Genomic DNA, 12,710 nt, shown 5'->3' with positions numbered 1-12,710 from the left:
TCCTTGTTTTACTGGATCATAAATTCTGGGATGGCACCTTGATCACTGTCGATCCGGCCAGCATCAGTCTCAATCCTTGTTTTACTGGATCATAAATTCTGGGGCCGCAGCAGCTCGTCGCAAGTAACGCAGAGGATCGGTCTCAATCCTTGTTTTACTGGATCATAAATTCTGGGCTGTCAGCTTCCTGTCTATCGGTGCCCGCGAGATCGGTCTCAATCCTTGTTTTACTGGATCATAAATTCTGGGGATAGTGAATGACACTACCCGGAATTGCCAGCGTGTCTCAATCCTTGTTTTACTGGATCATAAATTCTGGGGAATTAAAGGAGAAGATACATACTTGGACTATTTTGTCTCAATCCTTGTTTTACTGGATCATAAATTCTGGGGGAAACAATTCAGGGGAAAGCAAAGAAAAGCATTGGTCTCAATCCTTGTTTTACTGGATCATAAATTCTGGGGCGTTGCAGCTTTCGATAGCTCAGACGCGATGTTTCAGTCTCAATCCTTGTTTTACTGGATCATAAATTCTGGGAGGTTCTTCGTTCCCGAAGACCTTAGAAAGGAGATGTCTCAATCCTTGTTTTACTGGATCATAAATTCTGGGGTCTTTGTGATCTCTGAACTCAGGGAAAAGATTAAGGTCTCAATCCTTGTTTTACTGGATCATAAATTCTGGGAGAAGTAGACAACATTGAGCTAACCGCTGAAGGGGACAGTCTCAATCCTTGTTTTACTGGATCATAAATTCTGGGTGAAATCAGCGACGTTACCGGGAGTCATAACTTTTGTCTCAATCCTTGTTTTACTGGATCATAAATTCTGGGTCTCGTAGACGGTACTGCGTACGAGCAGCGCGAGGAGTCTCAATCCTTGTTTTACTGGATCATAAATTCTGGGAAGAGCTCGTAGGCTCAACCATCACTTTGAAAGACCAGTCTCAATCCTTGTTTTACTGGATCATAAATTCTGGGGATAACAACGGGATATTTAAAGGAACAAAGAAGTTGTCTCAATCCTTGTTTTACTGGATCATAAATTCTGGGCGGGCCAGAAAGCTTATTTCGACAAGCTGATCTAGTCTCAATCCTTGTTTTACTGGATCATAAATTCTGGGAAGTTAACAGTGTACGATACCGTCGAAGTGTGGGTGTCTCAATCCTTGTTTTACTGGATCATAAATTCTGGGAAGCAGCAGCAGCTTTACTCAATGCTGCACAGCCCGGTCTCAATCCTTGTTTTACTGGATCATAAATTCTGGGGGTGCTGGGAGTGGAGTATAGTGAGAAAGGTGTGCAGTCTCAATCCTTGTTTTACTGGATCATAAATTCTGGGTTATGAAAATCGTTATGATTGCGACACTTGCAGTGTGTCTCAATCCTTGTTTTACTGGATCATAAATTCTGGGGATCACTGATCCTGATGAAACCTGGACAAGGCACACGTCTCAATCCTTGTTTTACTGGATCATAAATTCTGGGCTAACTTCTCTTCCCCTCATGAATTTGTATTCAGGTCTCAATCCTTGTTTTACTGGATCATAAATTCTGGGTGAGCGTATTTAAAGAAGCAATGCATTTAGTAGGTAGTCTCAATCCTTGTTTTACTGGATCATAAATTCTGGGGCCTTCCCTTTACAAATACTTTGACAGCCAATAATATAATAAGGCATATGTACCGTATTTATGCTAAACTTAACCAAATGAATTCAATTTTTATCGCAAAATTCGGATTGCAAAATTAATACTATTCAGATAAATAATACATTCTTTGATCCCATCATCACCTGAAACTCAATATTCTTACCTATTAACCTTAACTTACTAATATCATCGCTACTTACGGGCAAAAATACTATACTATCCTTGTTCTCGTACAAATCATTAATCTCTTTCAAGGCCTGGTGAACATCTTCATGGATCTTACGATTGGTATTTCCGAAAAATATGCTCTTCTGAATCCGCACATAACCTAAACGCTCCAGGTATTTAGCAATATGATTCCTTACTTTATTGTCTTCAATATCATACATGATAAAACCCAGGGTATTATGTGCAGGAGTCATAGATGCTTTTTTTAACAGTGAAATGATCTTCTCTACCCTTTCGGATAATGGCAATAATTCATCTTTATCAGTTAAAATTTTTTTCTCTGACAATGCAGCGGAACGATTCATTCCGGCCTTTTTCAAAGCCAGTAATAACTCATGGTAAGTCTTAGGTTTGGCCATAAAATTATTTACCTTATCACCTCTATTGATGATCATCCGGATGCATTCCATAATCCACCGCAGCGGGGCGATTCAACACTTCCCATATCAAAAATTCAAGTTGTTCGCCCAACTTTTGATCTGAATTGGCCTTAGGACTTCTAATCACAGTAAAACCGCGTTTACCATAAAATATATTAACCTCTGCCCATAAAAAACCTGATGCAATCACTATCTTTTTGCCATAGTTTATGTCTTTGATATCCTTAAGCTGGAATCCTTTCAAAATAATTGCTGCCTGAACCTGAACCGCCAATTGCTCCAGAATCTCCGGAACAAATACCTGTTTAGGCGTTTTTCGGTGTGCCTTTGGATTCAGCCTTTCCACAACAGCCTTATAAACCTCCGCAGGCAATTCTTTCGATGGATTACTTTTTTCTTTGAATTGTGCTTTTTCCCCATTTCCCTGTAAGACCTCTTTACCAGGTCCCCCATTCTGGCCAGATAACGCCTCCGCATGCAGTTGAGGCAGGAATAACTGCCACTGCACAGGATCTACAGAAGAATTCATATAACATTCCGGATCATACGATAAAAAACTAACACGAGTGGCATCACAAGTCTTTTGGTCGATATAATTCCCTAAGCCGTTTTTTTCGGAAAAATGAAGGGCGTAGTTTCGGAAAAATTGGCGGTAATCCTCCATTAAGGTAATCGGACTGTCGAGCATGAACAATACCTTAAAGCCTTTCCTTGAGGGTGAAATAAAAGCAAGCGCAACTTGATTATCAGCGATGATTGCGGGCCTGCCATTCCGGATATTTCCATCAAACGTTCCGCAACAAACATATGGCAACCTTGTTTTATGCCGGATATATGCTGACTTGTCCATTCGCAAAATGGTTGCCAATTGGGCGCAAAGTTCTTTCAGGCCTGCATCACCCAGCTTTATTTGACTGGCAATTTCGTTAATAGAAATTGGTTGTAAAATCTCCTTGTGACTTTGGTGGATATCTATTCCTTTGTATAAAGTTACCAGATCGGTCATGGGATCAGATTTAATTAAGGAATATTATTGCACCTGATTGTCTAAAGACTCTTCAAAATTTTTCAGGCTTGTTGCAAACTTCTGGCAATACAAATCCAAATGGGTTTCCCTGCTCCTGGATAAACACTCCCAATCAACCAACTCGTCAAGATAATCCTTCAAAGACTGTATAAGAATACGCTTCCCCGGGTCGGACAACAACCACTCGTCACCTTCCACCCGGAACATATCCGGAAAAATTACCTGCTGCATACAGAGGTTTGTAACTACAAAATCAGCCCAATACCTGAATACTTCAATAATATCGTAGGACAACACCGGTTTATTGTATTCATTCCTGTGCATAATACCAATAAAAGGATCTATACCGGCTTTAATCAGGGCTCCTTCGATCTTGCCATATAACATACCATATGCATAGTTCAGGAGTGCATTGAACATATCCCTGGCCGGGTGCTGGCTCCGCTTTTCAAACCTGTAAATGTCGGGCAAATGGCAGTTTATACAGGCGAAGTATTTCTTTCCGCATGCGCCTTCCCAGCCACGCCACTTATCTGATAATTCACCCAGGGTGCCGTCTTTCCAGGCTGCAATTTTTTCTTTGTACTTTTCTAAAAATGCAACTGATTCATCAATCAGTTCATCAGTACTTCGATCAACCCGATAAAGAGTAATCAGCAAAGCCTGCTGGTTGCTGAGTTTCTTCCTCAACACTTCCTGCACCCAGGTTTTTGCTGCTTCACTTTGGACAAATGCAAATTGATTCTTTCGGATTGTACTAATACTACCAAATTTACTGTTCCACAGGCGCCCAATAGCCTTTCCCCTACCCGTGACGAACAACACATCAATACCCTCTTCCATGGCCAGAATCAGGGCATCTGTGCTCACCAGGCAACCTTTTGATAAATGCAGGCTTGTTATTTTTGAAATAGGGATTTTGTGCTCATCATCTTCATGAGAAATCAGGAGCATGCCATTTATCAGGCTGATTTTAGCGCCACGTTTTTGAACGATAATTTCCAACTTGGCAGATTTAGCATTAACATAACGATCAAGTGACCGTTATATTACTTTTAGCTTTACATAACCGGGTAGAAAAAACCGAAGGCCTATATCATCTTTTTGAAAGCCAAGTTTCCTGGTTTTATATTCAACAGGACCTCTTCCACGATGTATTTCCACTGCATTAATATGGCTGTCAGAAAATTTCCAATCACCGGTTATGCTATGCCAGCCAACATTTCCGCCAATTCTTATAATGCAGGAGTTTTCGTCTGCTTCATTTTGTTCTAACAACCACTCCAATTCCTGGAAAAATGAGTCATCCAGCCTTTCATTTCTGTAAGCCTCAAAAAAATCCAATTCCCTTTCTAAAAAATTTGCTGAATGCTTCTTAATAGTTTTTATCAGCCAATTAACCCCACCGACCTCTTCGAATAGGTTGATGTTTGGCACACTATTATTATTCCTCCGTATATATTCCGCTCCGCCCCAGTTGATCCGAAAACTTCCCTTGGTGGCATGGCCACTCATTTCATCAGGGAGCATTTCAAAATAAGTTACAAAGCCATCTTGTGAAAAGTTCTCAGCATGGCCCCCATTTCTATTATGTTTCCAGGCGCCATAATTTTCTCTGCTGCCCCTATCATGATCTGCCGAAAATATTTTCACCGGGAAGATCATAGGTTGCGTGTCAATCATACAGTCTGTCACCTGCAAAAACCGCATCAGGTTATTATCAATATTCCCCATTAAAGTATTTAACTGTATATCAGCTGTTCTTCCTTCCCATAAATGGCTGGCCAATATTCCACGTATAACCCCTTTTATAGACGATCCGGGAATCAAATATTTTCCCGCGCCATTCCTGAATGTAGTACGGACCTCATTTGTATTTCCATACTCAGAATAACTGGAATATAGTATGCTTGCTCCTTCCAATAGCCTTTTCCTTTCCAGGAAAGTTGTGAACCCATCAAAGTCCCCACCCGATAAGAAGCTGCTTACACTTGCAAGGTCTTTTTGCTCCAGTTGCTCAAGAATCTTTCCTGAGTTAAAAACATAAAAATTTCTGCCCTTGTAAATAAAATCCAACCCCTTTATGAGTGTTTTTTCAGTCCCCATTCCTACATGAACGGGCGTTAAAACCTCCAATTCTACCTGGTGTGTCATGATGTTTTAATTATTGTTTACATGGCAAAAAAAGCGTTCGCCCATTACGCCAAACAGGATGGCCCACTGGTGGATGAACCTCATTAGGACGAACATCAACCTGTTTGCCCAATATTACAGGCGTATAAGCATCATTTGATTTAATAGCCAGGCAACTTCCTTCCCTGATCATATATATACTTCTTTTACGCAAGGTCCCATAGGGTTCGCTTAACCAGCCGCCCCGTTTTACCCAATCATAACCTACTGATGGGCCCTCGAGTGCAAGCGATAACTCTCCTGCATTTTCCGGGCAATATAAGCCCAGGTTTACCTGATAGGCTGTTGACTCAGGAACCTTTACGGTAAAGTTCTCCTGCTTGTCCCAACTGAATTTTCCATTACCCACATTTCGATCTGTCCCCAATCCTTCCTCAGCCAGTAAATTTAAGGCTGCTTGTATCCGGTCTTTCCAAATTAGTTCTGACGAATGAAACAGGAAGAACAAGCCGGAATCGGCCCTAAAGAAAAAACGTTCCGTATAGAAAATGGCAGTATCTTCCTCGCCTGTCCTGCTTACTCTTGACCGAGGCACTACCTGGCTAGTAAGGATTTGTTTCTGCCCCATCGGGCAAGCAGACTGAAACTGACCATTCAAATGTTCGTCAATAACATCACCCGGCTGTTGATTTAAAAGTCCTTCCAGTATTGACAGGTCTACCCATTTTACTTTCTTAATTCGTTTTCTTAAACTGGTTGACAAAGGATTTCCTTCCTGGTCAACTTTTACTAATGGACGAGGGAAAAAATAAACCGTCTTTTGTTTTTCGCTACCAGCAAAAGGGAATAAACTACTGATGGCGAAGGGTATCGCTTCAGTTGTATTCCCAGGTATCCATTCCGGATGTCCCAACCTTGCCCAGGCAAAATAAATAGCCGCCATTAAGGCGTCATTGGACAAAAATGCACTGCCACTCGCATAATCGGAACGTTCATTCCCTATATGCAAAGGTGTATGGAAAAGCAGGCGAAAGCAAGAAAATTTTAACTCAGCCATTGATGTAAGATTCAGCTGTTTTATTAATAGGATCCTGAAATGAAAACTTTACCTGGCCATAGCCGCGGCTGCCACTTCCACCCAGATAATCATCTTCTAAAAGCCGGATACCAGCATAGAACATATCCATGTATTGTTTCTCTAACCGGGCAGCGTCTTCAGGTTGATTGGCTATAACGTTGATCACAAATTCTACATTGAACTTAGCGCCAGCAGGTACCCTTTCAAACTGACGGGGATGATCTGCCTTACCAGAAATACGGTTAATAGTATTCTCGAATTTTACCTCGGTGTACGGCATATCAGTAAACTCACTGTTACCCAGGCTTTCTGCACTTTCTTTCATCAAATAAGCATCCCGAACAATTAGGCGACTTGGCCGGCCATCTTCCTGGTTATTTATTCCCAGAGAACCAAAAAGTTGTCCAATCGGATGCTGTGGATTTTTAGTAGTATCTGATTGCCCATGGGAAATGTCCAGTAAAGACCGCATCTTGCCCTTTATAGAACTGCCTGGTATATATGGTTGATTGTTGTCTTTTCTCCTGACTACAGGACTATCCACCCCGCCTATATCCACGTTTTCTTTACTGTCGCCGATGTGTAAGCCGGTGATCAATTCTAATTCACCAGTAATGATGATCTTCTTATAGAGTTGCATATTTGATATTTTCTTTATTATTTATTATTTACCGCCATATACTTTATGGTAGGCTACGATGGACTCACATACGTGTACAAAATGGGAATATCGCATTTTATCCATCCGTATACTTCTAATTAGAGGGCTGACCATTTTATAGAATTCCCCAATCGCAGCTGACCTTTGTCCTGCATCTCTACTTGCACGGCCAACTGCATAGGCAATTTTTGGATCTAACAAAAGCACATCTTTAGCATTGTTTTCAAAGTCTGCCTGGATACGTTTTATCTCGCCAAAAAAACGACGGATCTGGCTTGTACTCATCTCTAACCTGCCTGGGGTCCTCTCAGCAAGGAATCGCCCCCAATCTTCCAATTGTTTAAGTATATTTTCATCAATACCTGTATCCAGGACTGATGCATTGATCATTGTTGGCATAGTTTTTATGATTTTGATTTTTTAATTAATAATTCAGCCCAGCGGCAGGCTACTATAATTGCTTCAAATGAAATTCCTTTGTACTGGTTCCTGTAATTACCTGTAAAGACCAGTTTTTTCAACCAGTCGAATACCTGGCGGTGCTCCATATCATCTCTTTGCTTTTCATAGCGTGATAAGGCATATGCAGCCTGCCATCTCCATTGAATTTTATTTTGTTTATATTGTTCATAATACTCAAAGAATTTCATCAATAGACCTTTGGAAACATAATTCTTTTCCCTGATCCAATAAACCAGGTCATCCCTAAACGCCAGCACAAATGGTAATTCCTGCGTACAATTAAGAGATGTTCCGAAAAGGTTTATACTATCTTTCTCAAAAGTGATATCCCCGGTTTTTATCACGTGCATTTTGGCGGCATCTTCTGCTTCACCGGCCAGTTCAGCTGCTTTGGCAATGGGAAACTTAGGTCTCACTATAGCAATGCCTCCTGATATGGTCAGGTCATCCCTACCGGCAACATATCGCCGGAACGCATTCCTGGTTTCAATAGCAAAATCCAATATAAGATTCCAATGTCCAACAGCAAACACATCGTCCCCCCCGGAATAAATGATATTAACGTTGTCCCGGTATTTCTCCATGTTACGGATTACGTTGAGATGACCACTGAAAAAGAGTTCCAGAGCGGCAGATAATGTCGCCAGGGCGGCAAAACTTCTTCGCTCAGGAGGAAACCCCGACATAAATAATTGGCCCAGGTTATCAACGTCCATACGCAGCACGCCCAAACGATCCTGCTGTTCACCAATGGTGGCCAATTCTTCAAACGTCTTTAGTTCATCCCTTTTAATCCCCTTAACTGTTGCAGACCTTATGCCACCATATAAACGAAAACCATAGCCAATATTATTACTGCTATTGTTGCCCGGAAGAAAATCTAGCTTATCATTGAAATCTATTGAATATGATATGCAACCCTTAGCATCGTCAGGGGAATTATACATATTTTCACTGATAAACCAATTATTTGTCAGCCCCGGCTTAAAACCCTTCCCTAACTGCTCTTTAGCAATAGCTATAGATCTTGCACCAACCAACTGACGGCCCAATTTAATCTGCTCATCCACCATCCGTGAAATGAAAGTTGTAGCCTCATCTGAACTTTGTACTTCCGGCTCATCTAATATCACCGCCTCGGATCCTTCCAGTTCCTGACCAGTTATAGCGCATATCCTGGTATTGCCGCCAGTCCCATGCGCTTCAAACAGGCTTTCATACTGGTTGATCATCAACTTGCGATAACGTTGACGTTTAGCCAGACTGGTCTTTTCTGCAAGTTCTTTCCACAAATCACCTACAGTTAAAATTTCGCCAGGTTTATCATTTGACACCAGGCCAGCACCATTAAAAGTAAAGGCGATATGAGCAATATTCACTGATAAGCGGCCTTCAAATTGCGCCCACAAACGTTCTTCTATTTTTTCCTGGTATGCTGCCAGTGCATCTTTTACACCAGTGGTGTTGGCCAACAGCAGGTAAAATTTACCGCCTGCGGTATACACTATAGAATAGATATTCGCGCCGCATGTTGTCATTAGCTCACGGGCAATTGTATCCGCCAATAACTGAATATAAAAAGAGCGGCCCTTTAAACTTTTTGCAGCACTCTTATTGGCGATATTATAAAGGAAAGCCTGTATTCCGGAAATATCACCACATACCAGAAGGAATGGGTAAAAATCGGCCTTAAGCTTCCAACTTTGGGCAGGATCAGGTTCCAAAATTTCCGGGTGGGCACCATAATAAGTAATTAGCGAATGCGCCAATGAAGCGGTTATCTTTGATGCTTCGAATGAACTTATTTCAGTATTTCCAGCTGGCAATGCAGGCAGGAAAGAGGTATATTTTTTCAGCAAATGAAACAGGCTAAATACGGCTGCTTCAGGATCGCTGGAATTAATCCACTTCAATTCTGACAAAAAACCCTGCCACAATTCCTTATAGTTACTGGCACGAATAGCTTCCTCTTGCGTACAAGGAAAAACAGCATCACCAATAGATAAAGGCCGGGCCGGGTAAAAGGCATCCCCCTTACCTTCTCCAACAGAGGTTTTTAACCTGGCAAATACACTCGTCAATTGGGGTATGCCCGACCTAGTAACCTGAACAGATCCAATAGCCCATTGCCTTGCCATGGCCAATAAGGCCTGTTCTGGTTTTTCTGAAGAAGCAGATGATGAAACAAGATCCTTTAGCGTTAAGCCTGCGGTAAGCTGCGACGGAAAGCCCCAACGAACGAAGAGGTCTTTGTTTTCTTCAACAAATTTTTGCGTCCATTGCAGGCAGTCTTCCGGAACATATGCAGCCGGACCTTTTTCTGCCAACTGGTATAACTTGCCCAGGTCAGAAAGAAGACCGGCGAGACCTGCAATACTTGGGTTAAGAATGCTCATAAGATATTGTCCTTATAGGTTTAATTACTCCGAATCCACGACTGCTTCCCTTTCCCAGGCCGATAAAAGCAGGAAGGAAGACATTCGTCGTAAATTCCAGGTCAAAATTCAGCATGCGGTTTTCCTTGTAGGGTACCATTCGCTGGTTATCGATCTTCCTGATATGTACTTTAATAGGCTTGTCAACAGTCCATTCTACTCCTTTTGCAAATGACAGGATATTGCCGATCAGTATCCTTTCAAGGAAAGACAACTTATCTGACTCGTTTGTCATGCTGTTAAATTGTTTCAGGTTGTTGCTATTCAATCCGATCCATGAACGGATGGTATAGGTAAATTCCTTCTCCCAAACATTTAGCGTGAAACTGTTCAGGTCCAGTTTCTCAATTTTGAGATCCATCGTCTCTTCCCCGATTTCAATTGTCCAGCTTTGCTTCTGGAAGAACTTATGAATCTCTTCTACCCCATCTCCAAGACATACAATAGCGGGTTGGTTTTGGATAGTTTTATATTGAATGAGGGGATACCGATACAATAATTCCTCATCAGAAACATGATGCGAAAATGCTACATGTTTCCTGCCCACTTTTTCAATAATCGCAGCCCTGAAGGCGGGTGTCTGCCAGACTTCCATCCGCTGGTCAAACCGCACCACTAAAACCCGAAGTTTTTTTACATTCATTACAATTATATTTCAGGAGTAAAAAATCTCAATATTAAAATTGAATCCTGCAATCTATTTGCAGAGTACCAGGGACCCATAAACGAAAAACTGCTTATCAATTTATCAAATGTTTAGCTATTATCAATAGATAAAGCTTTCCAACCCCAAATTCTTTTTTTGAGGTTATAATTAATAATGGCTTTGCCACTGATCATTTTTCCTCCCTGGCCAACCAGTCCACTTTTTGCCAAGACCCGGCTGTCGACAAATATATCATCAACAAATCCAATCGCCTGGCCTTCAATCAACCGCAAAGGGCCTTTGAAAGATTTAAAAACGTTGGCATCTGGTTGTTCTTCGGACAAAGCCCAATTTCTAACTTCAACTTCCCTTCCATTACCTTTTTGTCTGATTGATAAAACCAATCTGACTATATCACCTTCAACCAAGGGTACCATATTGCCAGAAAAGCTGATAAGACCATCCAGGTTTTTATCAATAATAAAATGCGCAAGCCCTTTTTGGTGGTTTACATTATCAATAACCCCTATATTTTTCGGGAAAACATCCCAAAAATCGCCTTCATTCCTTTTTTCAATTATAAAAACCCGCCACTTCCCTTCATGAAGTTCAGCTTTCAAATTAATAGGACTACCTTCTTTCAACCTGCCTAATAACCTGAATGCGCTACCCTTTACACTTACCTGCTGGAGCTTCCCGCTATTGATAAAATGTAATTGCGTTTTAGAAATTGGCGGGGCATCTTTCATATTATAGGTTTCCCCAACGCAGCCCTTGCTCCAGGGAAGATCCTGAAACAATATTTCCTCGGCCCTAATCTTGTTTTCATTATAAAATTTGCGGTTATGCTCAAGTGGTTTCGCATTTTTGTACCAATCTTGTAATTGCCATTGGCTAACCCCAACCGGTATAGCCGAGCCATTTAGATTTTTCTCGGCCAGGTACAGGTTTAGCTCAGTACAGGCCTCGTTAAATATTCCCTTAGCTTGTAACAAGCCTGCCAGTGCATACCTGATGTTTAATAAGAACTTACCCTCTGCAGGGCAAAGTAGCGCTTTGCAATAAAAAGAAATGGCTAGGTCCGGATTATGTTCTTTATAAATATCCCCCATTAATGCCCAGGACCAAAAATCTGATTTTTTACTCTTGATCACAGGCTTCAGGAATTCAATGGCAGCGGGGGCCTGTCCTATTTTATACAAGAGTTTTGCTTTATAATAATTCATCCAAACATTATCACTGAAACGAGCAAGGGCAGCATCCAGCGCTGGCAGGTATTGCCTGATCTCATTCTCGGCTCCCTGGTGGAGTACCTGTTTACCCGCAGCCTGTATGGCTGATTCAACCAATGAAGGATATTCCTTACCCTCCCTTTCAAACCTATTCCAATCCTCTTCTGTAAAATTCCCGAAACCATGCCACTCGAAAAACCGAAGGAACGAAAAGCCAGGTTCATCTATTCGCTTAAGGGCCAAACGCAGCATACTGCTCGATAAAGGTGAAGGTCGGGAAATATTGAGTTGTTTATACTCTTCTAATAATCCTTGCATAGATTGTTTACTGGTGTTTTCATTTTCCATCAAATATTTGAGGTAATGAAAAAGGCACCAGCCGTAAGAATTCGAAAACGTAGCATTATTTATAAAAAATTGCCCAATTGATCTTAATAACTGAAGCGACTCTTTAAACTTTCCTTCATCAGCCAATTTTCGGGCTTTGTGCCAAACTTGATGTTCATTATCTGCCTGTTCAATCATGGCCTTTACCCTTTGAATTAACACTTCATCTTCGGCAGGCAAGTTTAATGACTGTAATTCTCTAACATAGCCACTTACCACTTCCTGATTTTCCTCACTTAATGCCTTTTTCAAAAGGTCATACAAAACCCAGGCAATTGCCCGAATTACCCATGGATCTTCAGGTGAGGCCTGATAAGCAACCCGGGCTTTAGTATAAGCTTCTTCCAGATGGCCTGCCTTTCTTAACTGAAATATTTCTTTTGTATCCGCCATAA

At 41.4% G+C, this 12,710-nt stretch carries 10 protein-coding genes and 1 CRISPR repeat array (1 of these 11 cut by a window edge); all 10 genes read right to left on the bottom strand.

Annotation, left to right across the window (positions count from 1 at the left end; genetic code table 11):
* A CRISPR array of direct repeats spans positions 1–1,628; the repeat unit is 37 nt; unit sequence GTCTCAATCCTTGTTTTACTGGATCATAAATTCTGGG (it extends 1,620 nt beyond the left edge of the window).
* 125 nt (positions 1,629–1,753) lie between these two features.
* The 10 genes from cas2 to LAQ65_RS10590 all read right to left on the bottom strand — a co-directional run bounded on the left by cas2 (position 1,754) and on the right by LAQ65_RS10590 (position 12,708).
* Positions 1,754–2,233, bottom strand: a complete 480-nt coding sequence (gene cas2, locus LAQ65_RS10635) for a CRISPR-associated endonuclease Cas2 (RefSeq protein ID WP_224116947.1) — start codon at positions 2,231–2,233, stop codon at positions 1,754–1,756.
* 22 nt (positions 2,234–2,255) lie between these two features.
* On the bottom strand, positions 2,256–3,260 hold the full coding sequence (locus LAQ65_RS10630; protein WP_224116946.1) for a BT4734/BF3469 family protein: 1,005 nt from the start codon (positions 3,258–3,260) through the stop codon (positions 2,256–2,258).
* Positions 3,261–3,284: 24 nt separating this feature from the next.
* A complete protein-coding gene (gene cas1, locus LAQ65_RS10625) occupies positions 3,285–4,286 on the bottom strand; it encodes a CRISPR-associated endonuclease Cas1 (RefSeq protein ID WP_224116945.1) in 1,002 nt (333 codons plus the stop codon).
* A 39-nt stretch (positions 4,287–4,325) separates the two neighbouring features.
* A complete protein-coding gene (gene csm5 / locus LAQ65_RS10620) occupies positions 4,326–5,435 on the bottom strand; it encodes a type III-A CRISPR-associated RAMP protein Csm5 (protein ID WP_224116944.1) in 1,110 nt (369 codons plus the stop codon).
* A 10-nt stretch (positions 5,436–5,445) separates the two neighbouring features.
* Entirely contained in the window at positions 5,446–6,471 is a 1,026-nt protein-coding gene (gene csm4, locus LAQ65_RS10615; protein WP_224116943.1) for a type III-A CRISPR-associated RAMP protein Csm4, read from the bottom strand.
* The gene (csm3, locus tag LAQ65_RS10610) at positions 6,464–7,132 is read right to left on the bottom strand and encodes a type III-A CRISPR-associated RAMP protein Csm3 (RefSeq protein ID WP_224116942.1); all 669 of its coding nucleotides are present in this window, start codon (positions 7,130–7,132) and stop codon (positions 6,464–6,466) included. Before csm3 ends, csm4 begins: the two co-directional genes overlap by 8 nt.
* A gap of 24 nt (positions 7,133–7,156) precedes the next feature.
* A complete protein-coding gene (csm2, locus tag LAQ65_RS10605) occupies positions 7,157–7,552 on the bottom strand; it encodes a type III-A CRISPR-associated protein Csm2 (protein ID WP_224116941.1) in 396 nt (131 codons plus the stop codon).
* 5 nt (positions 7,553–7,557) lie between these two features.
* Positions 7,558–10,011 (bottom strand): type III-A CRISPR-associated protein Cas10/Csm1, encoded by a 2,454-nt coding sequence (cas10, locus tag LAQ65_RS10600; protein ID WP_224116940.1) that lies wholly within the window; start codon positions 10,009–10,011, stop codon positions 7,558–7,560.
* Complete coding sequence (locus tag LAQ65_RS10595) at positions 9,998–10,693, bottom strand: CRISPR-associated endonuclease Cas6 (RefSeq protein WP_224116939.1); 696 nt, start codon at positions 10,691–10,693, stop codon at positions 9,998–10,000. Before LAQ65_RS10595 ends, cas10 begins: the two co-directional genes overlap by 14 nt.
* A 113-nt stretch (positions 10,694–10,806) precedes the next feature.
* Positions 10,807–12,708, bottom strand: coding sequence for a tetratricopeptide repeat protein (locus tag LAQ65_RS10590; RefSeq protein ID WP_224116938.1), 1,902 nt, complete (start codon positions 12,706–12,708; stop codon positions 10,807–10,809).
* Positions 12,709–12,710 lie beyond the last annotated feature (2 nt).

This window comes from Flavihumibacter profundi, from assembly GCF_020076305.1.
GTDB lineage: Bacteria > Bacteroidota > Bacteroidia > Chitinophagales > Chitinophagaceae > Flavihumibacter > Flavihumibacter profundi.
The sequence above is the reverse complement of the archived record's forward strand: the minus strand, read 5'-3'. Positions and strand labels throughout refer to the sequence as shown.

What these genes read in the sequence shown, in the direction of transcription:
- LAQ65_RS10590 (WP_224116938.1), bottom strand. Translation starts at nt 12,708, where the DNA reads ATGGCGGATACAAAAGAAATATTTCAGTTAAGAAAGGCAGGCCATCTG.
- csm4 (WP_224116943.1), bottom strand. Translation starts at nt 6,471, where the DNA reads ATGGCTGAGTTAAAATTTTCTTGCTTTCGCCTGCTTTTCCATACACCT.
- cas2 (WP_224116947.1), bottom strand. Translation starts at nt 2,233, where the DNA reads ATGGCCAAACCTAAGACTTACCATGAGTTATTACTGGCTTTGAAAAAG.
- LAQ65_RS10630 (WP_224116946.1), bottom strand. Translation starts at nt 3,260, where the DNA reads ATGACCGATCTGGTAACTTTATACAAAGGAATAGATATCCACCAAAGT.
- csm3 (WP_224116942.1), bottom strand. Translation starts at nt 7,132, where the DNA reads ATGCAACTCTATAAGAAGATCATCATTACTGGTGAATTAGAATTGATC.
- cas10 (WP_224116940.1), bottom strand. Translation starts at nt 10,011, where the DNA reads ATGAGCATTCTTAACCCAAGTATTGCAGGTCTCGCCGGTCTTCTTTCT.
- csm5 (WP_224116944.1), bottom strand. Translation starts at nt 5,435, where the DNA reads ATGACACACCAGGTAGAATTGGAGGTTTTAACGCCCGTTCATGTAGGA.
- LAQ65_RS10595 (WP_224116939.1), bottom strand. Translation starts at nt 10,693, where the DNA reads ATGAATGTAAAAAAACTTCGGGTTTTAGTGGTGCGGTTTGACCAGCGG.
- csm2 (WP_224116941.1), bottom strand. Translation starts at nt 7,552, where the DNA reads ATGCCAACAATGATCAATGCATCAGTCCTGGATACAGGTATTGATGAA.